The organism is Microbulbifer sp. ABH2_005 (assembly GCF_056160005.1).
Genome location: NZ_JBSWWI010000001.1, coordinates 3,610,464 through 3,634,967, shown reverse-complemented (window position 1 = coordinate 3,634,967; position 24,504 = coordinate 3,610,464). Strand labels below are relative to the sequence as shown.

General features: G+C 54.5%; 24 protein-coding genes. 8 read left to right on the top strand and 16 right to left on the bottom strand.

What is annotated here, in order from left to right:
• Positions 1-32 precede the first annotated feature (32 nt).
• The 7 genes from ACXAFI_RS15760 to rsxA all read right to left on the bottom strand — a co-directional run bounded on the left by ACXAFI_RS15760 (position 33) and on the right by rsxA (position 6,909).
• Positions 33-743 (bottom strand): TetR/AcrR family transcriptional regulator, encoded by a 711-nt coding sequence (locus ACXAFI_RS15760; RefSeq protein ID WP_475109562.1) that lies wholly within the window; start codon positions 741-743, stop codon positions 33-35.
• A 353-nt stretch (positions 744-1,096) separates the two neighbouring features.
• Complete coding sequence (locus tag ACXAFI_RS15755) at positions 1,097-1,810, bottom strand: electron transport complex subunit E (RefSeq protein WP_152451470.1); 714 nt, start codon at positions 1,808-1,810, stop codon at positions 1,097-1,099.
• Positions 1,810-2,514, bottom strand: coding sequence for an electron transport complex subunit RsxG (gene rsxG, locus ACXAFI_RS15750; protein ID WP_475109561.1), 705 nt, complete (start codon positions 2,512-2,514; stop codon positions 1,810-1,812). Before rsxG ends, ACXAFI_RS15755 begins: the two co-directional genes overlap by 1 nt.
• On the bottom strand, positions 2,514-3,566 hold the full coding sequence (gene rsxD / locus ACXAFI_RS15745; RefSeq protein WP_152451474.1) for an electron transport complex subunit RsxD: 1,053 nt from the start codon (positions 3,564-3,566) through the stop codon (positions 2,514-2,516). Before rsxD ends, rsxG begins: the two co-directional genes overlap by 1 nt.
• Entirely contained in the window at positions 3,566-5,593 is a 2,028-nt protein-coding gene (gene rsxC, locus ACXAFI_RS15740; protein WP_475109835.1) for an electron transport complex subunit RsxC, read from the bottom strand. The genes rsxD and rsxC overlap by 1 nt, the downstream gene beginning before the upstream one ends.
• A 116-nt stretch (positions 5,594-5,709) precedes the next feature.
• Complete coding sequence (gene rsxB / locus ACXAFI_RS15735) at positions 5,710-6,324, bottom strand: electron transport complex subunit RsxB (protein WP_152456087.1); 615 nt, start codon at positions 6,322-6,324, stop codon at positions 5,710-5,712.
• Positions 6,325-6,333: 9 nt separating this feature from the next.
• Positions 6,334-6,909, bottom strand: coding sequence for an electron transport complex subunit RsxA (rsxA, locus tag ACXAFI_RS15730; RefSeq protein ID WP_020411915.1), 576 nt, complete (start codon positions 6,907-6,909; stop codon positions 6,334-6,336).
• A gap of 352 nt (positions 6,910-7,261) precedes the next feature.
• Here rsxA and yghU point away from each other — a divergent pair, with 352 nt between their 5' ends.
• A complete protein-coding gene (gene yghU, locus ACXAFI_RS15725) occupies positions 7,262-8,140 on the top strand; it encodes a glutathione-dependent disulfide-bond oxidoreductase (protein ID WP_475109560.1) in 879 nt (292 codons plus the stop codon).
• 88 nt (positions 8,141-8,228) lie between these two features.
• Here the strand turns inward: yghU and ACXAFI_RS15720 are convergent, their stop codons facing one another.
• The 4 genes from ACXAFI_RS15720 to ACXAFI_RS15705 all read right to left on the bottom strand — a co-directional run bounded on the left by ACXAFI_RS15720 (position 8,229) and on the right by ACXAFI_RS15705 (position 10,331).
• Positions 8,229-8,471 carry a hypothetical protein gene (locus ACXAFI_RS15720; RefSeq protein WP_444921054.1) on the bottom strand — a complete coding sequence of 81 codons (243 nt, stop codon included), beginning with the start codon at positions 8,469-8,471 and terminating at the stop codon, positions 8,229-8,231.
• Positions 8,449-8,934 carry a hypothetical protein gene (locus tag ACXAFI_RS15715; RefSeq protein ID WP_475109559.1) on the bottom strand — a complete coding sequence of 162 codons (486 nt, stop codon included), beginning with the start codon at positions 8,932-8,934 and terminating at the stop codon, positions 8,449-8,451. The genes ACXAFI_RS15720 and ACXAFI_RS15715 overlap by 23 nt, the downstream gene beginning before the upstream one ends.
• A 35-nt stretch (positions 8,935-8,969) precedes the next feature.
• The gene (locus tag ACXAFI_RS15710) at positions 8,970-9,218 is read right to left on the bottom strand and encodes a hypothetical protein (RefSeq protein ID WP_444921056.1); all 249 of its coding nucleotides are present in this window, start codon (positions 9,216-9,218) and stop codon (positions 8,970-8,972) included.
• Between the two features lie 171 nt (positions 9,219-9,389).
• The gene (locus ACXAFI_RS15705) at positions 9,390-10,331 is read right to left on the bottom strand and encodes a D-2-hydroxyacid dehydrogenase (RefSeq protein WP_475109558.1); all 942 of its coding nucleotides are present in this window, start codon (positions 10,329-10,331) and stop codon (positions 9,390-9,392) included.
• A gap of 147 nt (positions 10,332-10,478) precedes the next feature.
• Between ACXAFI_RS15705 and ACXAFI_RS15700 the strand changes: the two genes are divergently transcribed.
• A complete protein-coding gene (locus ACXAFI_RS15700; protein ID WP_475109557.1) occupies positions 10,479-11,381 on the top strand; it encodes an EamA family transporter in 903 nt (300 codons plus the stop codon).
• 27 nt (positions 11,382-11,408) lie between these two features.
• On the opposite strand, the gene metG is transcribed toward ACXAFI_RS15700, so the two are convergent.
• A complete protein-coding gene (gene metG, locus ACXAFI_RS15695) occupies positions 11,409-13,436 on the bottom strand; it encodes a methionine--tRNA ligase (protein ID WP_475109556.1) in 2,028 nt (675 codons plus the stop codon).
• A gap of 212 nt (positions 13,437-13,648) precedes the next feature.
• On the opposite strand from metG, the gene apbC reads away from it, so the two are divergent.
• The 3 genes from apbC to ACXAFI_RS15680 all read left to right on the top strand — a co-directional run bounded on the left by apbC (position 13,649) and on the right by ACXAFI_RS15680 (position 15,930).
• Positions 13,649-14,800 (top strand): iron-sulfur cluster carrier protein ApbC, encoded by a 1,152-nt coding sequence (gene apbC, locus ACXAFI_RS15690; protein ID WP_444921060.1) that lies wholly within the window; start codon positions 13,649-13,651, stop codon positions 14,798-14,800.
• A gap of 548 nt (positions 14,801-15,348) precedes the next feature.
• A complete protein-coding gene (locus tag ACXAFI_RS15685) occupies positions 15,349-15,489 on the top strand; it encodes a hypothetical protein (protein ID WP_475109555.1) in 141 nt (46 codons plus the stop codon).
• A gap of 48 nt (positions 15,490-15,537) precedes the next feature.
• The gene (locus ACXAFI_RS15680; RefSeq protein WP_152451494.1) at positions 15,538-15,930 is read left to right on the top strand and encodes a hypothetical protein; all 393 of its coding nucleotides are present in this window, start codon (positions 15,538-15,540) and stop codon (positions 15,928-15,930) included.
• Positions 15,931-15,939: 9 nt separating this feature from the next.
• Here the strand turns inward: ACXAFI_RS15680 and trhO are convergent, their stop codons facing one another.
• Positions 15,940-16,935, bottom strand: a complete 996-nt coding sequence (gene trhO / locus ACXAFI_RS15675; RefSeq protein ID WP_475109554.1) for an oxygen-dependent tRNA uridine(34) hydroxylase TrhO — start codon at positions 16,933-16,935, stop codon at positions 15,940-15,942.
• Positions 16,936-17,134: 199 nt separating this feature from the next.
• Between trhO and ACXAFI_RS15670 the strand changes: the two genes are divergently transcribed.
• Together ACXAFI_RS15670 and ACXAFI_RS15665 are read left to right on the top strand one after the other, a co-directional pair.
• Positions 17,135-17,395 carry a hypothetical protein gene (locus ACXAFI_RS15670; RefSeq protein ID WP_152451498.1) on the top strand — a complete coding sequence of 87 codons (261 nt, stop codon included), beginning with the start codon at positions 17,135-17,137 and terminating at the stop codon, positions 17,393-17,395.
• A gap of 258 nt (positions 17,396-17,653) precedes the next feature.
• Positions 17,654-18,193, top strand: coding sequence for a hypothetical protein (locus ACXAFI_RS15665; RefSeq protein WP_475109553.1), 540 nt, complete (start codon positions 17,654-17,656; stop codon positions 18,191-18,193).
• A 328-nt stretch (positions 18,194-18,521) separates the two neighbouring features.
• On the opposite strand, the gene ACXAFI_RS15660 is transcribed toward ACXAFI_RS15665, so the two are convergent.
• The 3 genes from ACXAFI_RS15660 to ydiJ all read right to left on the bottom strand — a co-directional run bounded on the left by ACXAFI_RS15660 (position 18,522) and on the right by ydiJ (position 23,299).
• Positions 18,522-18,923 carry a 3D domain-containing protein gene (locus ACXAFI_RS15660; protein ID WP_152451502.1) on the bottom strand — a complete coding sequence of 134 codons (402 nt, stop codon included), beginning with the start codon at positions 18,921-18,923 and terminating at the stop codon, positions 18,522-18,524.
• A gap of 515 nt (positions 18,924-19,438) precedes the next feature.
• Positions 19,439-20,191 (bottom strand): tetratricopeptide repeat protein, encoded by a 753-nt coding sequence (locus ACXAFI_RS15655; protein ID WP_475109552.1) that lies wholly within the window; start codon positions 20,189-20,191, stop codon positions 19,439-19,441.
• 69 nt (positions 20,192-20,260) lie between these two features.
• Complete coding sequence (gene ydiJ / locus ACXAFI_RS15650) at positions 20,261-23,299, bottom strand: D-2-hydroxyglutarate dehydrogenase YdiJ (RefSeq protein ID WP_475109551.1); 3,039 nt, start codon at positions 23,297-23,299, stop codon at positions 20,261-20,263.
• 242 nt (positions 23,300-23,541) lie between these two features.
• On the opposite strand from ydiJ, the gene ACXAFI_RS15645 reads away from it, so the two are divergent.
• A complete protein-coding gene (locus ACXAFI_RS15645; protein WP_444921065.1) occupies positions 23,542-24,504 on the top strand; it encodes a YbgA family protein in 963 nt (320 codons plus the stop codon).

The window sequence follows — 24,504 nt, the reverse complement described above, 5'->3', positions numbered from 1 at the left end:
GTGCCGCTAACCTGTGAGATAGTCTTTATTTTTCAGCCGTAGGCTGCGGTCTCGGCAACTTGAGTGGCTGTTGCGGGAATCAGGCCGCGAACCATCATGGTCACTGTGCGCTCAAGCAATGGGGAATCCAGTGCAATGGAGCCGTTTAAAATTTCATATTCCAGTTTGAGAATAGTGCCGTGAGCGATTTGTGCGGCGGCTTCTGGATCAACTACTCCCAGCAAATGGAAGAATTCCTGAATCAGGGACTCTCTCGCATGGTTTGACATGCGTACCGCCCGCGTCAGCTGTTCGTTGCGCAGTGCCTCATTGCGGAAGGCCAATTCGACCAAACGGCGGTCGCGATCTTCTGCTTGGTTGCGAACATGGGTGAGAATAAAGCGGGTTAGCTGTTGGACTAACAGTTTGTGACTACTACTCGAAGCGCGCTCTTGAGAGGAGAGGTTGCGGGCCGCATTGAAACTCTCTTCTTGAAGTTGACGTGTGCTCTCCAGCCCCTGCTCAACGAAGTAAGTGAATGAATCACTGATCAGGTCGTTGAGGTCTTTAAAGTAGTAGGTAGTCGCTGCCAGCGGCACATTGGCTTCGCGGGCTACGGCGCGGTGACGAATACCGCGAATCCCTTCTTTAACGATCAGTCGCAGGGTGGCCTCCAGGATGGCCTTGCGGCGCAGGCGGCTGTCGGCTCGCTGTGCGCGGCGGCCGTGATAGACCAGATCAGACTTTCCGTTGTCTACAGTCATAGCAGTATCCCTGTTCTTTTTGTGTTGGCTCCGATGGCTCTAGCAAGCTGTTCGGTCGTGCCATTCTAGCCAAACGAATTCAAAAAGAGGCAATAAAGCTATTACATTTGATTACACGAAGATTGCACCAGTCAGAGGCTTTATGCGTAGTTCCTCTGCGTGAATATCCTCATATTGGTGCAATAATTTACCGGGGCAATTGTGTGCATAAGATAATAAAGATTTATATGCCAATTACAGGCCTTTAGATCACCGGAAAATGGGAATTGCCTGGCATATGGACCGGCGACAATCGAATAGCTTTCGCTACACTTATTGATTGTCGCGGAGAATGAAGCCTGAGCCGGGTAGCTTTAAGAGATTTTTCCAGTAACACGCACTCGTTTGGAGCCAGGCACAATTTTGATTTGCTGGCTACGACGGCGCTCAATCCCTGCATCGATGGCATTTTTGGCTGCGATCAGCAGACCTGCCACCAAAAATGCACCGGGCGGCAACACAGCCACCAGTACGCCGGGATAATCATTTCCCAACAGCTGTAGACTCCAGTCTTTGGCCATGGGGCCCAGCAGTAGATCCATATCCGAAAATAAGGTGCCCTGGCCGAGTATTTCCCGTACGGCGCCGATGGCAATCAATACCGCCGTAAAACCAACACCCATCATAAAACCATCCACCAGTGACGGCAGCACCGGGTTTTTACTGGCGAAGGCATCGGCGCGGCCGAGAATGGCGCAGTTGGTGACAATCAATGGAATAAATATCCCCAGCACCAGGTAGAGCTCATAGGTGAAAGCTTTCATCAAGAGTTCGACACAGGTGACGAAGGTGGCAATGATCATCACCGAGGCTGGCAACCGTACTGTATCGGGCATCTGTCGCCGCACCATGGAGACCGCCAGGTTGGAACAGGTGAGCACGCCGGTGGTGGCGAGCCCCAGGCCAATAGCGTTGACTACGGAGCCGGTAACCGCCAACAAGGGGCAGAGTCCCAGCAGTTGCACCAGGGCGGCGTTATTTTTCCAGAGCCCATTGTGGGTAATTTCTGCGTAACCGGGAGTCGCCATCAATTCTGCTCCGTTTTGGGCTGAGCCTCGTCAGTATTTTCCGCTTCGGGGTTCTCCACCTCCACGGCTCGCTTGGACACCGGCGCATTAAAAATCTGCTGATGGTTTTTGGCGACAAACTCCAGTACCTGGTGCACTTCTGCAACCACGGCGCGTGGGGTAATGGTGGCGCCGGTAAACTGGTCGAAGACGCCGCCATCTTTTTGCACCTTCCATTCATTAGAGGGAGGGTTTTTCAGTGAAAGGCCATCGAACTGAAGTATCCAATTGCTTTTCTTCAGCTCTACTTTATCGCCGAGGCCCGGGGTTTCACTGTGGCTGGTCACCCGTACACCGGCGATGGTGCCGTCGCGGTTTACACCCACCAGCATCTTGATCGGGCCTGAGTAACCATCCGGGGCAACAGCCGGCACAATAACCGCTGAAATTTTACCGTCTTGCCCACGCGCCAAGTTGATGTCGCCACCCTGGGTAAGTCCCAGCTGTTTCCAGTAGGTTTTGGGAATTGGATAAGTATCCACAAGGAGGTCATTGCTGTGACGGTCCAGGGGGATAATTTCTAACAGGGCCTTGGCCGAGGCCGCGCGTATCGCCCGCTCAATGGGCTCCCGGGTAGTGATCTGGGTGACTGCCAGAGTACCAGCGGTGACCAGGGCGAACAGGGTCAGCACGACGGCATTGGAGGCCATAGACTGCTTAAGCATCAGTGCTCCTCCAGGTCAGTGGCGCGACGCGCCCGCTTGTGACCATAGGTGCGCGGCAGGGTGTAGTTATCGATGGTGGGCGCGGCAAAGTTCATCAACAGTACTGCGAAGGCCACGGCATCCGGGTAGCTGCCCCAAGCGCGTATAATATAAGTGAAGAGCCCAACACCGGCGCCAAAGATCAGGCGTCCTTTATTGCTGGTACAGCCACTGACTGGGTCGGTGATAATGAAAAAGGCCCCGAACATAGTGGCGCCGGAGAACAGGTGCAGCAGTGGTGAGCCTTCGGAAAGGGAGCTGCCGCTGTCGTAGAAAAACAGGGATAGCAGTGTGAGGGTGGCGAGCATGGCTACCGGCGCGTGCCAGGTGATAATGCCGCGAAACAATAGAAACAGCCCGCCCAGCAGGAATCCGACACTGATGGTTTCCCAGCCGGCCCCGGCAAAAGTGCCCTGACTAAAAACCGGTTCCATCTCGTAGAGTTGTGACAGCAGCACCGACTCGTTGAGGCGCACGATTTCCAACGGCGTGGCGCGGGTGAAACCATCCACATTGTAACTGCCGAAGACCAGGGAGATCGCCTCGCCGATATCCGGTGCGCCACCGATCACATCCGCTGCGCCAACCCAGCGAGTCATATCCACCGGGAAACTGATCAGCAAAACCACATAGCCCACCATGGCCGGGTTGAAAGGGTTGTACCCCATGCCGCCATACAGCTGTTTGGCCAGTACTATGGCCACGGCACTGCCGACGACTGGCAGCCACCAGGCGCAGTATGGGGGTAGGGCGATACCCAGTAACAGTGCCGTGACCAGGGCGCTGTAGTCTCGCAGGTAAAAGGCGACGGGCCTGTCCCGCAGTTTCATGATTGCGGCTTCGCACAGCAGTGCGGTAATTACGGATAGGGTGATATTGATCAGCACGCCGATGCCGAAATAAATCACCATGGCCAGAACACCGGGTGCGGTGGCGGCCGCTACCTGCAACATGACTTTGGCGGTGTTATCGCCGGAGCGGGCGTGGGGGGAGGTGGCTCGCATCAGGGACATTACTGGTGACCATCCTGTGCGGCTTGTTGCTCTCGCATCTTGTCTTCCAACTTTTTCTGCAGCTTTTTCAAGGCGGTTTCAAAGGCCGCCAGGTTGGCATCATTTTCACTTTTGGCTTTTTGCAGCCTTGCCTCGGCTTTGCCGAGACGCTTCTGCAGTGCCTCGATATCTGCGTCGAGTCTCTCGGCATCGCTCATTTGAGAACGGGCTTCTGCGGAGGCGCGGGCTTTGGTGATGGCGCGCACCGCAGCGCTGGTCTCTTCCTGACTGGGTTCCCTGGCGGGATCGCGATCGGCACGGCGCTTGGCCAGGGTGAGTTTTTGCTCGGCTTCTTGCAGCTTTAACTCGGAGGCCTTCAGTTGGGCCGCCAGCTGATCGCGCTGGCCATCTTCTGCGGCCTCCAGTTTACTGCGCAGGCGTTCGACACGGCTTTCGGCGCTGGAGAAGGTGCGCTGGGCACGGGCGAGCAGCTGCTGGGGATCCTCCTGGCGGGATTTAACTCGAGCCAGGGCCGCGGCGACGATATCTGCCTGCTGTTTACTCTCTTTGGCTTCCTCGGACTCGGGGCTCTGCTCGCGCTGTTGCCGCGCCAGTTCGGCGGCTTTGCGGCGTGCCTCGCGCTTGGCCTCTTTTTCTTTCTCGGCCTTTTCCAGACGAAGCTTGCGGAACTCAAAGCGATCGCGGGCGCGATCGGATTTTTCTTTCTCCTCTTCCGCTAGGCGTATTGCCCCTTTGGCGGCGCGGTAATACTGCACCAGCGGAATGGTACTGGGGCAGACATAGGAGCAGGCGCCGCATTCGATACAGTCGAACAGGTTATATGCTTGCAACTTTTCGCGCTCATCGGCGCGTGCATACCAGTACAGCTGTTGCGGTAGCAGTGAAGCGGGGCAGGCCTCGGCGCAGTAACCACAGCGAATACAGGCCTTGGCTACCGGTGCTGGTGGCAGTTCCTTGTTGGTGGGCACCAAAAGGCAGTTGGTGGTTTTGACAACAGGGGCGCGCTCATCGTCGATGGTGTAACCCATCATGGGGCCGCCAATAATTACCTTTTGCATCTTGCCGCGGTGGATACCGTGGTGCTTGAGAATATGGTGAATAGGGGTGCCGATGGGCACTTCGATATTGCGCTGGTGCTCCAGGGCTTGCCCCACCACCGTGGTTACCCGGCTGATTAGAGGTTCACCAAAGTGAACGGCGCGATAAATGGCCCTCGCGGTACCCACGTTCTGGCAGACGATGCCGACATTGGCCGGCAGACCCTGGTTGGGCACCTCGCGGCCAGTGAGAATCTGGATGAGTTGCTTTTCACCACCAGAAGGGTACTTGGTGGGAAATACCACGATATCAAAACGGCTACCCTTGGCAGCTTCGCGCATGGCGGCAATAGCCTGCGGCTTATTGTCTTCAATCCCGATCAACACGCGCTCGGGCTCATCGAGAATATAAGAGATGATGCCAACCCCGGCGATGATCTCTTCGGCGCGCTCGCGCATCAGCATATCGTCGGCGGTAATGTAGGGTTCGCACTCGGTGCCGTTAATGATCAGGGTGTCTATTTCCGCCCCGCCGTGGGGATCGAGCTTCACCGCGGTGGGGAAACCCGCACCGCCCATACCGGCGATACCACAGTCGCGAATTTTCTCCAGCAGTTCAACCGGAGAAAGCTGGGTGTAATCCTCACAGGGTTGCAGTTCACACCAGCGATCCTCGCCGTCGGTGCGGATCACGATACTGTCCTCGGCGAGCCCCGAGGGATGGGGGACGGCGCAGGGCTCAATGGCGACGACTTTGCCGGAACTGGGGGCGTGCACAGGGCAGCTGATTAGGCCATCTGCCTCGGCAATTTTTTGGCCCTTCAATACGTCATCACCGAGCTTGACCAGGGGCAGTGCAGTGGCGCCACCGTGTTGCAACAGTGGCACGATGAGGTCCTCGGCCAGGGGAACACTGCCAATGGGTTCGCCGGTACTCTGCTTCTTGTTTTCTGGTGGATGCACGCCGCCGTGGAAATCGTTGGGTCGCAACTCCCGCGCCTTTTCACTGGCAATCAGTTGCGCCTCGCGAGCGGCGCGACGCTCTTCTACCGCTTCGCGCCGTTGGTCTTTTTCCTGCAGCGCTACCTGGTTTTCATTTTCGGGGTTCAAACTGCACCTCCCCGTTGATCTGTTGGCTGGGTGCGACGGTCGGTGGCAATCAGCTGGATACCGTCCTCGGGCTTTTGTGGGTGCCAGTCTTGCAGCGGCGTTTCCAGAGGTACCATATCGATACAGTCCACCGGGCAGGGCTCCACGCAGAGATCACAGCCGGTGCACTCGTCGGAAATTACGGTGTGCATATATTTGGCTGCGCCGGCGATGGCATCCACCGGGCAGGCCTGGATGCACTTGGTGCAGCCAATGCACTCGGCCTCGCGAATAAAGGCCACTCTTTTTACGTCTTCGACTCCATGCTCCGCATCCAGGGGCATGGGCTCCATATCCAGCAGGTTGGCCAGCTCGTTGATGGTGGCCTGGCCACCTGGAGGGCACTTGTTGATGGCGTCGCCGTGCACAATCGCTTCGGCATAGGGGCGGCAGCCGGGATAGCCACACTGTCCGCACTGGGTTTGCGGCAACAGGGCATCCACCTGTTCCACCAGGGGGTCCCCCTCCACCTTAAAACGAATGGCGGCAAAACCCAGCAAGGCGCCAAACACCAGTGCCATACCGCCGAGTACCAGCAGGGGGTAGGAAATTTCAGAAATCCAGTCCAGCATCATGCAACCCTATACCAGACCGCTAAAGCCCATAAATGCCAGGGACATCAGCCCCGCGGTAACCATGCCAATAGCGGCGCCGCGAAATGGCAACGGCACATCTGCAGCAAACAGCCGCTCGCGCATGGAGGAAAAAAGAATTAATACCAGGGAGAAGCCCACGGCGGCGCCAAAGCCATACAGGGTGGACTGCATAAATGTATGGGCCTTCATAGTGTTTTGCAGCGCAACGCCCAGTACCGCACAGTTAGTGGTAATCAGCGGCAGAAAAACACCCAGTACCTTGTACATCAGCGGGCTGGTTTTTTCGATAAACATCCGGGCGAACTGCACCACTACCGCGATCACCAGAATAAAGGAGATGGTGCGGAGATACTCGATGCCAAAGGGTTCGAGCAAATAGGTATTCACCAGGTAGGAGCAGATAGAGGCCAGCGTGAGCACAAAAGTCGTGGCGCCAGCCATGCCCACGGCGGTCTCCAGTTTATTGGAGACGCCCATAAAGGGGCACAGCCCGAGAAACTGCACCAACACGTAGTTGTTGACCAGGATGGTGCTGAGCAGGATGACTGCAAATTCGGTCATAACAGGTCCGGTTGAAGCCCAGGGACAAAGTAGTGCGAGTGCCTTGGCGGAGTCGAGGCGCCCCGGTGAGTGGCTCCAGCCTTGGGCTCCGTCGAATGTCGCGCAGGGCCGGTATTATGGGTGAGACGCGGGGGGCCTTCAACTCGATGGCGGATCTTCTGGCAGCGGAGACGCCCGTCGCCCGACCGCTCAGGCTATGGCTTTGAGAATAGTTGGCGCTTGCGGGTTGGGATTAGAGACTTTCGTGAAGCCGTTGGAGGTTTCTGTTGATTTTTTGGCGGCCCCCTTTACTCCGAGGGAATATGGCCTTATCTCTGTTGGATAAACCCATAACACCAGATGGAGCTTTGTAATGCCGGATCAACCCTATACGCCGCCCAAGGTTTGGAAGTGGGATGCGGAAAGTGGCGGGCAGTTTGCCAAGATCAACCGCCCCATAGCGGGGGCTACCCACGACAAAGAACTGCCCCAGGGTAAACACCCGATGCAGTTGTATTCCCTGGCAACGCCCAATGGCGCCAAGGCCACGATCATGCTGGAAGAGTTGCTGGCACTGGGGTTTGAAGGGGCGGAATACGATGCCCATCTGATTCGTATCACCGAGGGCGAGCAGTTTGGCAGCGGTTTTGTGGATATAAACCCGAACTCAAAAATCCCGGCGTTGGTGGATCACAGCACGACCCCACCAATACGGGTTTTTGAGAGCGGCTCCATTCTTCTGTATTTGGGCGAGAAGTTTGGTGCCTTCCTGCCACACACCCCGGAACAGCGTACCGAGACTCTCAACTGGCTATTTTGGCAGATGGGGGCGGCGCCCTATCTCGGTGGAGGTTTCGGTCACTTCTATGCCTATGCGCCAGAGAAGCTCGAATACCCGATCAATCGTTTCGCCATGGAAGTAAAACGGCAGATGGATGTACTGGACCGACAACTGGCTAAGCACCAGTTTATCGCTGGGCGCGAATACACCATTGCAGATATCGCCATCTGGCCCTGGTACGGTGCACTGATCCGTAATGAGGCCTACGATGCCAGCGAATTTCTGCAGGCCGAGAGTTACAAACACCTTGTGCGCTGGTCTGATGAAATTGCACAGCGACCGGCGGTACAGCGTGGCCGTATGGTGAACCGCACCTGGGGTGACCCCAGTGAGCAATTGCATGAGCGCCACGATGCCAGTGATTTTGACGAGAAGACCCAGGACAAAATCACGCAAGAGGATAATTATTAAGAAGGTGGCTGTGTTCTCTTTGCTGCCCAGTTCAGTTGGCTAGCTAGGTGGCTGGCCAAATCGCCCATAAATCAATTAGTGCATTCATCTAAAAGCCGCGCAAAGAAAGTGCCAGGTGAATCATTTGCGATGTGCGCGGCAGTTGCCAGAGTTTCTCGGCTATAAACCCGGCGGCAAAAGCGAGGCCCATAATTGCCGGTAAAGGGATTTTTCCCAGCTGCTGATTAACATCCCGTTGCTGTTGATCGAATAGCCGCAATGCGCTGCGACGCTGTTTTTCAGCGTCCACGCAGCAGAGTGAAATTTGCCTATTTAATTGTCTCAGCGACATCGTGAAGGGCCTCCCTTACCTGCCGTTTGGTTTCTTCAAACCCCAGCAGTGGGCGCAGCTTTTTCTGGTAAAGCAGTACACCGAGGAAAAGGCTGATTTGTATCAGCACAAATACAGCAAATCCAATATATATCGACTGGCTAAAATAGTAGGCAATTAAACCTAAGCCACCACAGAGACTGACGAGTAGTGCCGTACCGAGGGGTACCAGCATCAGCTGCAGGAAAATGAGCCGCTTTCCCACGGTCAGGGTTCTTTCCAGCTCTAGCTGAAACAATCGCTGAATGTTACCCAGCCAAGCGGTCAATAAGGTTAAGGTGGCTTCGGCACGGGCTAGAGCCTCCTCTAGACCTCCGCCGGAGTCACTGTCCTCACCGGTTTCAGTGAAACCGTCCCGTCCGCGCTGTTGCGCGGCCGGGTCGGGATTCTGATCGGCTCCCTGGCGCTTCTTTCCATTGCCCATCGGCGGTTTCCTTACCAGTTAAAACGGGAAACGCTTTATTTGAAAAGCTTGGCGATCGCCCAGCCGACCACAAAAGCACAGCCGACCGCAAGGATCGGTCTTTCCCGCAGGGAAGACTCTGCTTTTTCCATAACTTCTGTAGCGCGCTTTCTCTGTTCCTGAACAGAAGATCTCGCTCTCTGTCTCAAGTTTTCAGCAGCATCGGAGGCGGCCTCTCCTGCGAGATTATAGGCCTTTTGCAGCTTTTCCCTGCTGGAGTTATGTGGAGATCTTGCAGTTGCCATCGGGTTGCTCCTTTTCAGGGGATGATTGCCGCAGAATTCTATAGTCGCAGCGATCAATTCACAGGAACATTAGCCCCTTTTTTAAGGCAATTAAAAATAACCTTTAGGCGCTTTTACTGGCTTTAGTTATATCATTATTGATAGGGACTTCATGGTAATGGATCTTTGCATTTATAGGCTGAGTTCCCGCTTCCAGGTCTCGATATTTTTTACAACGCCACCTAACAGGCGCTGGCGGCTCTCGCGACTGATCCAGGCATTGTGTGGGGTGATAATTAGGTTGGGAATATCATTGGCCAGTAATGGATGACTCGCCGGTGGGGGCTCCTCACTCAGTACATCCAGTGCGACACCGCCGAGTTTTTCGCTGCGCAGGGCATCGGCCACGGCTTCCTCATCCACGAGAGCACCCCGCGCGGTGTTTACCAATAGAGCGCCGGGCTTCATGGTGGCGATAAAATCGCGATCGATTAACTTTTCGGTTTGTGCCGTGAGAGGGCAGTGCAGGCTGATAACATCGGATGCCTTTTTCAATTGTGTCAATGGCACCCGGCCTGGATGTTTTTCCCCGCTGAAAGACTCCGCGATTAAAACGCGCATATCCAGGGCTTCCCCCAGTTTGGCAACTCTTTGCCCCAACTCACCGTAACCAATAATTCCCAGGGTTTTCCCGGCCAATTCCACCACTGGATGATCCAGTAGACAGAAAATTTCCGACTGACTCCAACGGCCAGCCATCACGTCCTGGTGATAGTGATGCCAACGGGAGGCGAGAGCGAGAATTAATGCCAGGGTGTGCTGTGGTACAGAGGCGCCGGCGTATCCCTGCACATTGCGCACAGAAATATTCAAATCCTGTGCAGCTTCCAGGTCAATGTTATTGGTGCCGGTGGCGCAGACACAGATCAGTTTGAGTGAGTTGGCCTGCTCCAAGAGCGCGCGGTCCAAAATCACTTTATTGGTAATGACGACTTCCGCATCGGCGATGCGTTCGGCGGTCTGTTTTGCAGAGGTGGTTTCGTAGAAATCCCAGTGGTCTAGACTGTTTATTAGGGTCTGTGTGTCCAATTCCCCAAGCTTCATGGTCATTGCGTCCAGAAATACGCCGCGCATGGAATTTCCTCGCTTTCCTGTGTGAGATAGCGGCATGCTACGGTAGCGGTCGCCAAATGCAATGGCTTTCAGGCGTTGGCGGCAGACCTCGCATAGTTGGCTACGGTTAGTTTTCGGGCCTTTCTGTCGCAAATGAAGAGGGCCTATATGGGAATATCGTTAACTGCAGCATCTCTGGTTTTAATCTCGGCATTTCTTCACGCGGGTTGGAATTTACTGGGAAAATCCCGCACACCTTCCCCGGCTTTTTTTTGTATCGCCACACTCAGTGTGGGCCTACTACTCCTCCCCCTCTGCTTTTGGGTGCTCTCACAGGCGGATGCGTTGCCGCGCGCTTTTTGGCTGCTCTTACTGGTCAGCGGTTTTTTTCAGATGATTTATATGGGCGGTCTGGCGTTAGCTTATCAGCGCGCCGATATCGGCCTGGTTTATCCCATCGCGCGCGCCTTGCCGGTACTCCTTGTGGCGCTGGCAACAGCGCTGTTGGGACAGGCACTGCCCTGGCTCGCTTGGCTGGGCATGTTATTGGTGACGATCGGCTGCCTATTAGTGCCACTGGTTTATTTCCGTCAGTGGCATTGGAGTGTGTACTGGAGAGCGGACTGTGCCTGGGCTTTGGTGGCGGCACTCGGCACGGTGGGATATTCGCTGGCGGATAAGGGAGCACTGCTTTTTTTGGAGGAAGCCTTAGATGGGGCGGTAACACCTCCGATGATGGCTTATGGCTACTTGGGCATGCAGTTTTTTGTCTCTGGGCTGTGGCTACTGTGTGGATGTTTAAGCCGAGCGGGGCGCGGGCAATTGTTAACGTCTCTTGGAGATTTGAAGTTGGGGGTTTTGACCGGTCTGATGATGGGCGCGACTTATGGACTGGTGCTGTTGGCAATGGCGATGACGGAAAATGTGAGTTACGTGGTGGCTCTGCGCCAGCTCAGTATTCCACTGGGAGTAGGGTTTGCTATCTGGCTGCTGGGAGAGCCGGCACACAGGCCCCAGCTGTTAGGGGTGGGGTTGGTGTGCGCCGGCTTGATTGCGGTGTCGTTTCGCTAGGGTGGGCCGCGCCCACCCCAATTATTCTCACATCACACGCATACCGGGTTTGGCGCCTTGGTGGGGCTCTAGAATCCACAGGTCTTTACCGCCGGGGCCAGCGGCCAGCACCATGCCTTCACTCACGCCAAAACGCATTTTGCGCGGTGCCAGGTTAGCGACCATCACGGTGTGCTTACCCACCAGGTCTTCCGGCGCATAAGCGCTCTTGATACCGGCAAATACCTGGCGGGTCTCGCCACCCAGGTCCAAAGTCAAACGCAGCAGTTTACCGGCGCCTTCGACGTGTTCCGCCTTGGCGATCAGGGCGATACGCAAATCCACTTTGGCGAAATCGTCGAACTGGATCTGTTCGGCAATGGGGTCTTCCGCCAGCGGGCCACTGGCCGCTTTGGTCTCGGCCTGCAGCTGTGCCAGAGACTCCTGTGCGGCTTCCATCACGGCATCTACCTGGGTTTTTTCCACCCGTTGCAGCAGTGGCTTGAACTTGTTGATCTCGTGGCCAGCCAAGGGGGTGGTGGCCTGGGTCCAATCCAATTCGACGTTGAGGAATTCCGCTGCTTTTTGCGCGGTGTTGGGCAGTACCGGCGCGAGCCAAGTGATCAGCGCGCGGAACATATTCACACCTTGGGAGCAGATCGCCAGAACCTCGGCTTCTGTGCCCTCCTGCTTGGCCAGAGACCAGGGCGCCTTATCGGCGATCCAGGCGTTGGCGGCATCGGCCAGGGCCATAATATCGCGCATCGCACGCGCGTATTCGCGTTGCTCGTAGTAATCGGCAATACGCGGTGCGGCCTCGACAAACTGGTTCCACAGCTGTTCATCGGCCAGTTCGGTGGCGAGCTTGCCGCCGGCCTTACTGACAAACTTGGCGGTGCGCGAAGCGATATTGACGACCTTGCCTACCAGGTCGGAATTTACCTTGGCGATAAAGTCATCGAGATTGAGGTCGAGGTCATCCACGCCGGCGGTCAGTTTGGCGGCGAAGTAATAGCGCAGATACTCCGGGCTCAGGTGATCCAGGTAGTTGCGGGCATTGATAAAGGTGCCACGGGATTTGGACATTTTCTTACCGTTAACGGTGAGGAAGCCGTGTACGCACACCTTGTTGGGGGTGCGGAAATCGGCGGAGTCCAGCATGGCAGGCCAGAACAGGGCGTGGAAATTGACAATGTCCTTGCCGATAAAGTGGTACACCTCAGCGTCGCTGTCTTTTTTCCAGTAATCCAGCCAGTCGCTACCATTTTTGTCACAGTAGTTTTTCAGACTGGCCATATAGCCGATGGGTGCATCTAGCCATACATAGAAATATTTGCCCGGTGCGTCAGGGATTTCAAAACCGAAATAGGGGGCATCGCGGGAAATATCCCATTCCTGCAGTCCCTCTTCGAGCCATTCGGCCAGCTTGTTCGCCACCTCATCCTGCAAGGTGCCGGAGCGGGTCCAGTTGCGAAGGAACTCGGTAAAGGCCGGCAGAGTGAAGAAGAAGTGCTCGGACTCTTTTTCCACCGGGGTGGCACCGGAGATGGCGGATACCGGATCGATCAGCTCCGTGGGGCTGTAAGTGGCGCCACAGGCTTCGCAGTTGTCACCGTACTGATCGGGAGTACTGCAGCGAGGGCAGGTGCCTTGGATATAGCGGTCCGCCAGGAACAGTTGCTTCTCCGGGTCGAAGGCCTGGGTGATGGTGCGCGAGGCGATATGGCCGTTGTCGCTGAGGCGGCGGTAGATCATAGCGGACAACTCGCGGTTTTCCTCCGAATGGGTGGAGTGGTAGTTGTCCACGCCAATCAGGAAATCGGCGAAATCCCGCTCGTGCTCCGCCTGCATATTGGCGATATGTTGCTCCGGTGTCAGGCCCAGCTGTTCGGCTTTGAGCATGATTGCGGTGCCGTGTGCATCATCGGCGCAGATGTACAGGCAGTCGTTACCGCGGGAGCGCTGAAAACGCGCCCAGATATCGGTCTGGATATATTCGAGTATGTGGCCCAGGTGCAGGGAGCCATTGGCGTAGGGGAGTGCGCTGGTGACTAGGATTTTGCGCGTATCGGGCATCGGTTTTTCCATCGCTGTGGGTTGCGGCCGGAGGCTCCGCTGGAGTGGCCGGAGATCGTCAAAAGACGGCGAAATATAGCAGATTTGTGCTATGCCGGGGAGGCATGGAATACGCCGAGCGAGAAAGTGACTGGATTGATCCAGTCGCTGGCGCTGGGCCGCTTCATCCGACACAATGCGTTTCTGACAAGAAGCACCAAAAGGGAGATACCGTGAGCGATCATCACCACGATCATGAAGAGTTATCAGAGGAAGTGCAGGCCGAACTTGAACGCCTGGCGGAGTGCCTTGGTCAGTTGCAGGACCCGGCCAGCGGCCTGCCTCTGGATGAGCTGGATGCGGATATTGAAGTGGGCTACGAGAGCGATACCGTGTTGATCGGTATTACCCTCGGTTACCCCTGTGCGAGCCAGGAAGCGCTGTGGCGCAAGTGGGTCACAGACGCTTGCGAACCCCTGATGAAGAGCGGTCCCCTGGCAGGTAGTACGCTGCAATTTGAACTGTTTAGCGATATCCCCGCGACCTCTTCGGCCAATGCCACGGAGTCATTGCGTGGCGTGAAAAATATTGTTGCCGTGGCCTCCGGTAAGGGCGGTGTAGGCAAGTCCACTACCGCGGTGAACCTGGCTCTGGCACTGGCGGCAGAGGGCGCGCGAGTCGGGCTGCTCGACGCAGATATCTACGGCCCCAGCCTGCCTACCATGCTTGGCACCGAAGGGGTTCGCCCCCATGTAAAGGAACAGAAATTCTTCGTGCCCGTGGATGCGCTGGGTATCGAGACAATGTCGCTGGGATATCTAATGACAGAAGATACCCCGGCAGTCTGGCGCGGCCCTATGGCCAGTGGTGCACTCAATCAGATCCTTACACAAACGCTCTGGTGTGATGCCAAGGAAGAACTGGATTATTTGATAGTGGATATGCCCCCCGGCACCGGAGATATCCAGCTGACCCTGGCACAAAAAACCACTCTGGCCGGGGCGGTGATCGTCACTACGCCTCAGGATCTGGCCTTGAAGGATGCGATCAAGGGAGTGGAGATGTTCCGCAAGGTATCGGTACCTGTGCTCGGTATCGTTGAGAACATGGCGCTTCACACCTGCTCCAAGTGCGGCCACAGCGAACCAATTTTTGGTTCTGGCGGCGGCGAGCGTATCGCAGAGGAATATGATACCCACCTGCTGGGAGAGTTACCCCTGGCACAAAAAATCCGCGCGGATATCGATAGTGGCCACCCCAGTGTGACCGCAGACCCGGATGGCGAAATTGCCGGTTTCTACCGTGAAATTGCCCGTAAAGCCGCGGCTCAGGTTTGGTTGAATGCCAGCAGTGACGAGGAATTGCCGGAAATCGAAATTAGTTGAGCCCAACCGCGATATCCATCACAAAGCACTAAATTTTTATTTCTTTGTGGTTTTTTGTTGGGTTAGAAATCCTTATATTGGACCCCTTCGAGCGCCCCTGTAAAATTTCTTTTTTATTGGGCGCTCAATACTGATAAGCCGGAGCCAAACACCGGCTTATCTCTTCTTTATCAAGACTCATAAAAAGACTTATTAATAATGTTTTTTAATAAAGGCTAGAAATACTGTCTTGCAGTAAAGAGTCTCGACTTACTTTATTTATTGCAATTTTGTGCTTGCAGGGGCTTTGTTCTGGGCTGCTAGCCCGTACAGGAATTTTGATGAGTTAATCGTTAGGGTATTAGTATTTATTTAACAGACCCTGTATATGCTGAAGATATCAGTGACGGTTTTTCTTGTAACTGCTTAAACTCAGCCATTGCCACAAAAAAAAGAAAGTATTTATGCTGTATTTTCCTTGGTGATCGTCAAGATAATTATGTGGTTTTCATTTTTTGGCAGAGGAACCCCATCGGCCTGAATGCCAATGGTAATTTATGGGGTTTGGTGTGGCGGACCACCCGTGGTCAATGCTCGGCAACTTGGTACAAACCGCCAGTGTCGAGAATAAATCTTTTCGGGAGTGTGCAACCTGTGATGGCCGCCTTGTATCTGGCCGCAGGCAGGGCATCTATCGGGCATTGCAGTAGCTGTAGTCGATAAAAATAACAAAGACAAAAGCGCGAGTGCTTTCATCCATGAATTTTAATATTAGCTATCGACCGATAGGGGGCATAGCACGGGTATTATTTTATGGCCCCGTAGGATTTGCAGAAAAAATGGAGGCCGCTGCCCGGCTGGTAGAAAAATACCGCCACCGCGTACCACTGCGGGTGCTATTGGATATGCGCTATGCCCGCGCCAGTGTCACGCTGGAGGAGCAGCGGCAGTTCACCAGCTTTATTGCAGAGCATCCGGTATTGCGGCGTGCATATATTGCGGTTTTACACCCTCGCAATCGCTGTACTTCACCGCTGGCGTCTGATGGAACCTGCTTGTGTCGGCACAGTTCGCGAGAATTTGTTGCCGAGGCCGAGGCTGAGGCCTGGCTCACCCAAACCAAGGGTTCCCCCAGACCTCTGCTGCGCTGAGTATTAAACCTACTGGGCTTTGGCCTGTTCGGCCTCTGCCTGGCGGCGGCGCTCTTCTTTCTTCTGAAGACGCTTGGCGACAGTCGTCTCGCGGGCATCCTGGCCCATATGTTTCTCTCCGCGCTTTTTGGCTAGCTGGATCTGCTTTTCCCGTTCGCGGAAACGGTGGCGGTCCGCGTCGCTCACTTTGTCGTAACAGTGAGGACAGCTGACCCCCTGTTCGAACTGCTCGGATTGCTGGTCTTCCACGGTGATTGGCATGCGACAGGCGTTGCATTGGTCGTACTGGCCGCGCTCCAGGTCGTGGTTGACGGTAACACGCTCGTCGAAAACGAAGCACTCGCCCTCCCACAGAGATTCCTCTTTGGGGACTTCTTCCAGGTACTTGAGAATACCGCCGTGCAGGTGGTAAACCTCTTCGAAGCCCTGCTCCTTCATATAGGCGGTGGACTTCTCGCAACGGATTCCACCAGTGCAGAACATGGCAACTTTTTTATGTTTGGCCGGATCCAGGTTCTCTTTGACGTATTGGGGGAACTCGCGGAAGGTTTCGGTATTTGGGTTGATGGAGTCTTTGAAGGTGCCGACCTGGAATTCGTAGTCGTTGCGGGTGTCCACAACAGTGACTTCAGGGTCGCTGATCAGGGCGTTCCAGTCCTTGGGTTTGACGTAGGTGCCAACCACACGTCGGGGGTCAATGCCTTCCACACCCATGGTGACAATTTCCCGCTTCAGCTTGACCTTGCTGCGCAAGAAAGGCATCTCACCGGTGTAGGATTCTTTGTAATCCAGTTCGGCGAGTCGTTCATCTGATTTCAGGTAAGCGAGCAGGGTGTCGATGCCTTCCCGGGAACCGGCAACGGTACCGTTAATGCCTTCTTTGGCCAGGAGCAGGGTGCCGCGTACCTGGTTTTTCAGCATGACTTCAAGCAGGGGGGCGCGCAGAGACTCGAAGTCCTCCAAAGTGACGAACTTGTAGAGTGCGCAGACAACATATTGATTCATGGAACTTCCTTAAATGCAGTCCGGAGCGTAAATCCGGGGCAGAAAAAATCGCCGCGCATTTTATCGCAAAAAAAACAGCTTGTCGTACATTTAGCAAGCACTCCAGCTGTTGCCCCGGCACAACAATATTTGTTGACCGGGAAGCCGCAACTTGTCAAAGTTCTGGCCGAAATTTCAGGGTCATAGCGAGGTGAACCCCATGGGCGAAGAATTTGCACCGAAAGAGTCGGAGTTGAGCCAGATCTACCGCGAGGGCGATGTATCTGTGCAGATCGATATATACGAAGATGGCGAGGGTGGCTGGCTACTCGAAATTGTCGACGAGAACAATAATTCCACCGTGTGGGAGGATGCCTTCGAGACGGAGCAGGAAGCCTTAGAGGAAGCCCTGGACGCCCTGCGGGAAGAGGGGATTTCCACCTTTGTAGGCCCTGTGCAGGAAGTGGATGGCAGCTGGTAAGATAGCTGGCCCCAAGGGAGCGCTTACTATGGGCGGGCGATTGGGGCTCTGCCCTCCTGCGCCCAATCTTTCCACGCTCTAAGACGCTAGTGGCTATTGCTGGTTATTGATTGTTCTTCCAATCTGCCAGTAACTGCTATGGTTATGGTGAAGGGAATCGCGACTGTGTGACAGCACACCCCAATCACAGCGCCGTCGCGAGGCAACTGTGGAGCTTTTGTCTCCGGCGGTGCTACCCAAGCAGCGGTTGCCTCACCCATGATAGTACGCGGCTTTTTAACCGTGATCTGCCTGCAGATCCTGCCTTTTTCCCTCTGCGCCGATCCCCTGGTGATATCCAGCCAGCAGCAAATTCAAACGGATCTCAAGGAAGTCCGCCTAATCGCAAAACTACACGGTTACGCCATTATGGCGGGGCGTCACTGTATTGATTGCGATGAAAATCTCGCAATTTATATACGGCGTATAGCCAGGCACGGTGAAGTAGAGGGTACTGACCAGACAGGTGCTGAGGACGATCGTTATACCTATCCGGGTAAGTACCTGGACTATATGACGAAAAAATTGGTGGAAAAAACCCGCATGTTCTATGGCCACTGCTATGAAGGGCAGCCCTCCCTTTTATGGCTCACGGAGTATCGCTCGGGAGATACTTGGGTCCAATCTGAATATCTGATTCTGCTCGGCGATGAGGGACTGGAGCATCGTTACGTAGAGGGACAACAGCCAAGCGTTTTCCAACTGGAGAGTGCGGACTGCAAGGAATTGCCAGGGGCTTTAATGGAAATCGAGCCTTAGCGGTAAATAATTTTCAGTAATGGTTGGAGATACTAACCTGCCTAAGACTGAATATTTGGATTCAGAGCCCTAAAAGAAATACGAGAAGATAGAAATAAGAAGGTAGAAATACCGATTGCGAGTCTATAAAAGGCTGCATGCGCAAAGTGATGTGGGTTTCATTGTATTTCTTGATCTCTTTCCGAGAGTAGCTGTTGACTCAAAGCAAAGGGTGGTCAACTGTCTTGAGATTTTTAAAATGACTCAAAGAATAAAATAAAAAAACCCCGCTGGAGGGCGGGGCCAAAAGGGTCGTTGAAATCAAAGGGTTGTTAAAAACAGTTCTGCTTTACTTTACCGGCTCGAAGACGATTTTCAGCTTTTTCTTACCCCAGGCGCGGGCCTTACGGATATCTTTTTCCATCCACACATCAATACGGTTGGTGAAACGTTTGTTCATGCGGTCACGCACAGTGTAAGTACCGGGCAGACCTTCAATCTTTACTTTGGCACCGTTGGTCAGACCGTGCTTTTCCAAGTCACGTGAAACGGCGATGATTTTGTCTCCGGGACGCAGACGGTTGTTCCAGGCTGCTACCCAGGGGTCGCTATCTGTCTGGCCGGGTACCGAGTTATAAGCGGTCGCGTCTACGACCATGGTTTTCTTAAGAGCTGCCGATGCATTGACACTCACACCAATAGCAAGCAGGGCGGCGATGAAAAAAGCAGTGTTACGCAGAGTCTGTTTCATGATGTCCCATTACCTCCAGGAATCAAATGGTCACAAGCCAAAAGGTGCTTGCGAAATTTCCAAGTGTTTTTGGAAATAGCTGATCAATATTTAATCAACGCTGGCTATATTACTGGCGATTTAGGCGGAGGCAACTTTTTCTTATTTCGCGACAAATGGCTCTGAAAAACAGCAGGTTATTGCTTGAGGAGAAAACTGATAAACCCAAAATGATTAAAAAGTAAGGTTTTTATCTTTTATTTATTCTTATTTAGAGATTAAAAATTTATTTTAATTTTCATAGCTGGAAAGTCATTTTTAGTGGGGAAATTGTACTGACAGCGATGTCATCCTACGGCTGCCAGATATACACTCGGACCGGTTTTCTAATCAGTGCTCAAAAAGTAAAAAATTTCCCTGAAACTTTTTGTGACCATTCCGCCAAAATGGTCTGATTCGCTGAAAATGTGGGTGCTCAGGCGATAAAACTGCATCGTCATTTATCTTTAGGTGAAAAAATAGAGAAAAACTGAGCCCTAGAGGGTGGTTTCCCGGTTTTGCTGCACCGGTTCTACCTGCTGACGGAGAGCGGCCAAATAGTCACTATCCTCCTCCAAATCGGGTAACTTGTACTGCAAATCCAGTTGCACCGCTTTCTCCAGCCAGTGAATGGCCTCTTCAAGGTTGCCCTGCCACTCGCAAACCTGCCCGAGGTTGAAATAAGTAATAGAGAGGTTGTGCCACTCCTCCTGATTGAGGAGGCCTTCCAGGGCACTTTTATACAGAAGGTATGCGGTACTAAGCAGGTATTCGCGCTGTGTAGTCAACTCTTCGCTGGCTGCCTGGCGGTGATAGGTGTGTGCCAGTGCCGAGCGCACCCTGGCGCTGGAGTGGGGCAATTGCGCTCCGGAATCCAGGTAGCGCAAAACTGACTGAAACTGTGCTCGCGCCAGTGGATAGAGGTCTGGCCTCGATTTAGCTCCCAGTGCATTTAGCACTATGCCGTAGCGATAGCGCAGAGTGTGCTGTTGGGAAGGGTAGTCGCTGAGGGCGGAAATCGCTTTTTCATAGAGAGGCAGTGCGTCGCCAAAATTACCCTGGCGAGCTAGCGATTCGGCCTCATTGACCCAGCCAATCGCGCCCAGAGTGTCTCCACCGTGAGATTTGGTGCTGTGGGGCTGGGCGTTGTTGGGGAGTACGTCTGAAATGATAGATATAGCCGCGAGAAGTGCGGTCAGGCAGAAGAGTGCGTAAAACAGGATGTATAAATGGGGCAGTGGTTTATGCATAGGGATTTTCGCGCTTGGCCCAGTGACGGCTGGGGGCCACGGTTGTGGTCCCCATACGTCAGTAAATCCCTAGATGTCGAGTTGTGCCAGCAACCCTTGAAGAGGATGGCGCAAAGTAACACCTGCGAAGCGGCTGGCCTGGCAACGACAGGAGTAACCGGTGGCGAGCTGGTTGTGTTTTCCGCCATTGAGCTTGGGTGCCCAGGATTGCTGGAAAATCACCCGTGAGGTCTCCTTGTGCGCAGCCTCGTGGCCATAGGTCCCGGCCATACCGCAGCAGCCAAGGTTCTCACCCTCTAGTTCCAGGCCCAGAGCAGAGAACACGGTTTGCCAGTCTTTCAGCGAAGCAGTGGCATTGGTTTGCTCGGTGCAGTGCGGCAACAGTTGGAAGCTGCCGGGCTTTATCCGCGCACGTTGCTGCTGTAGGTGCTCCTCCTGCTGGGCCAACCACTCCTGTAGCAACTGCACTTTTGGTGCGCGCTCCCCTAGGAGTTTTTTGTATTCAGAACGGTAAGTGAGTGTCATAGAGGGGTCGATTCCCACGAGGGGGATACCACTCTCCGCCAGGTTGTTGAGCATCTCGCTATTGCCTTCGGCAACCCGCTCGAACTGACGCAGGAATCCATGGACATGCAGGGGTTTGCCGTTGGCTCGATAGGGGGCGAGAATCGGCACAAAGTCCAATTGCTTGAGCAGACGCAGGATGTCCGCCACCACCTCGGCATCAAAATAGCTGGTGAAGGCATCCTGCACGATGATGACCGCACGGCTGCGCTGGGAAGGCCCCAGAGTCTCCAAGCAGGCTTTCGTGGCGGTGGGGACTCCCAGTTCTTTCATGCTGGCCTGCAGGCTTCTCTGCGAGAGCTGTGGGCTGTCCACCATGCCGAAAACACGCTCCATCAAAAAAGACACAGGTTTTAGCCTTAGCGGCCAGTTGTACAGCTGCGGCAGTTTTGCCAGGTGCGGCATCATGAATTCCAGCCCGCCCACGGCGTAATCCTTAAGCGGACGCAAATAGCGGCTGTAATAAAGCTCCAGAAACTTGCTGCGAAATTCCGGCACATCCACGCGAATGGGGCACTGCCCTACACAGGATTTACAGGCGAGGCAGCCCTGCATGGCTTCGTTAACTTCGTGATTGAAATCGTACTCCCCGCGGGTTTTTGCCAGGGTGTTTATAAAGCGCTTGGGCAGGCCGACAAAAAAGGAGCGCTCGCGGTATTTACGCGCGCTGGCCACCGCGTCTACATCGTGTTTGCTCAAAAGGCGCAGCCACTCCCGCATCAGCGAAGCGCGCCCCTTGGGGGAATGAATCCGGTTACGCGTGGCTTTATAGGAAGGGCACATGGCATCGTCTGGATTCCAGTTAAAACAGGCACCGTTGCCGTTGCAGTGCACGCCCTCGTCGTATCCCTCCCATACTTGCGCGGGAATCTGCCGGTCGTGCTCACCGCGTGTGCGCACGGCATCAATTTTCAGCAGGCTGGCACTGTCATTGGGTGTGGCAATTTTGCCGGGGTTTAGTTGGTTGCGCGGATCGAAAGCGGATTTAATGTTTTGCAGTTCGGGATACAGCTCGCCAAAAAATTCCGGGGCATATTCTGAGCGAACGCCTTTGCCGTGTTCTCCCCACAGCAGTCCTTTATATTTTTGCGTCAGTGCTACTACGCGATCGGTGATGGGGCGAATTTGTGCGGCCTGCTGGGGATCTTTCATATCGATTGCCGGGCGCACATGTAATACACCGGCATCTACATGTCCGAACATACCGTAGTCGAGGCCGGCTTCATCCAGCACTGCGCGGAATTCGGCAATAAAGTCCGCCAGGTTTTCTGGCGGCACAGCGGTGTCTTCGACAAAGGGTATCGGGCGCTTTTCCCCCTGGGCGTTACCCAATAAACCCACCGCGCGTTTACGCATGGCCCAGATGCGATTCACCTCGGCATGGCCGCGAGCGATGGAATAGCCGAAGCTCTTGCCTGGCTGGCCGATGGTAGCCTCGACATGTGCAATAAATTGCTTAAGAGCTTTTTCCAGTTCCTCCTCGGTATCTGCAGCGTACTCCACCAGGTTGATACCCTTGACCGGGCGATCCTCAGCGGGGAAAAACTCGCTGACGCTGTGCCAGACGATATCTTCCATAGCCAGCTGTAGTACTTTGCTGTCCACCGTTTCGATCGACATGGGGCCTGCGCCCATCAGATCCTTGGCATCGCGCAGCGCTTCCTGGAAGTGGTCGTATTTTAAGTTGACCAATGCCACGCACTTGGGGATGGGAAGCAGGTTGAGCTTGGCTTCAGCAATAAATCCGAGAGTGCCTTCGGAACCGCACAGCACACTGTTGAGATTAAAGTGATCGCCTTCACGGATATGGGCCAGGTCGTAGCCAGTGAGACAGCGATTGAGTTTGGGAAATTTCTGCTCGATGAGTTCGGCTTTTTCCCTGGCAATCTTGTCACAGGTTTTATGTACTTTTGCAGCGCGGCTGTCTTTTCCACATATTTCCTGTAGCTGGATTTCCCCTATGGCGGAGGAGTGCCACAGCTCCCCACCCATCAGCACCGTGTGCAGTTCCAAGACATGGTCGCGGGTCTTACCGTAAACGCAGGAGCCCTGACCGGAGGCATCCGTATTGATCATGCCACCGATGGTGGCGCGATTGCTGGTAGAGAGTTCCGGAGCAAAAAACAGGCCGTGGGGTTTCAGTGCGGCATTAAGCTGGTCTTTGACAACGCCGGCTTGCACGCGCACCCAGCGCTCTTCCACATTGATCTCAAGGATCTGGTTCATATGGCGGGAGATGTCCACCACCAGGCCATCGGTAAGTGATTGTCCGTTGGTGCCGGTACCGCCACCTCTCGGTGAGAGCACCACAGAGTGAAACTCCTCCCGTTCAGCCAATTCCGCCAATAGTTGTAGATCGCGGTTATTGCGCGGATACACCACTGCCTGGGGTAAAACCTGGTAAATAGAGTTGTCGGTCGCCAAAACGGTGCGGCTGGCGTAACTGGGTGTGGTGTCGCCGCGGAAACCCGCGTCAGTCAGCTCTTGCAAAAACTGCAAATAGAGCGCCTGAACCTCGTCGACTTCGCGCAATGCTGGAATCATGAGCTAATCCGTACTTTCGGGGAGGAAGAGGCCGCAAATTGCCGGGGTAGCTGGTGAGATAAAGAATCGCAGCCCTGCCGCGCGGTAAAAATGCGGCCCTGCATTGTAGCCGTGGTGTGTATGTGCGCAAGCAGCCAATGAGACTTGATTGTAATCCAAAAGTTGTACAAGCTAATCTCTTGTATAACTAATCGGGAGAGGCTATAAAAAAGGAATACAAACTGACTCTGTGCAGCGTAACTATGCATATCCAGCTCTTACCTCAGAAAATTCCAGTTGGTATCAGCCGCTGTGCTGTGGGCGATCCCGTGCGTTACAACGGCAGCCACAAGCACAGTAAAGTCTGTACACAACTGCTGGGCAATTGTTTCGAGTTGCAGGCTTACTGCCCGGAGGTTGCCATTGGCATGGGAGTGCCGAGACCGCCTATTCACCTGATTGTGAGTGATCGCCTGCGTGCGGTTGGCCGGGAAGACCCCAGCCTGGATGTTACTGAGGCCCTGGAAGACTATGCGGATCAGCTTGTGCCCGAGGTGGAAAATCTGCGTGGCTTTATTCTGATGCAGAAATCCCCCAGCTGCGGTGTTCGCACGACACCGCATTACAAGGAGGATGGCACTGGGGTGTTGGCCCATGAGTCCGGCTTGTTCGCTGCGCGCCTGCGTCGGCACTTTCCACATTTGCCTATGGAAGAGGTGGGGCGACTGAATGCCAGTGATTTACGCGAGAACTTTCTCACCCGCGTTTTTGCCTACGATGCCTGGTATCGCTATGTAGCCACCGACCTGCGGCCAGCCAGGGTGATTGAGTTTTACACCGCGTATAAGTATTTGCTGCTGGCCCACAGCCAGCCACTGACTCGAGCCTTGGGTCAGTTTGTCTCTAATTCGCGGGCGATGCCGGTGGAAGCATTTGCTTATGAAGTGCGGGGCAAGATTATGGAAATTCTCGGCCATCTGGCCAGCCGTAAAGACCGCACCAATGCCCTGATGCACAGCCAGGGTCACTTGAAAGGCTATTTGAACAAGGAAGAGCGTAATGAGTTGGCTCTTCTGATCGACGATTATCGCCGGGGTAACAAGCCGTTATCGGCGGTACTCACGATGTTGCGCCATTATTTGCCGCGCAGTCCCCACCAGTTTATCCACAGTCAGGTACTGCTCGCCGCCGAGCCGGCGGAGTTGGGGTTGTGTGATTTTCGCTGA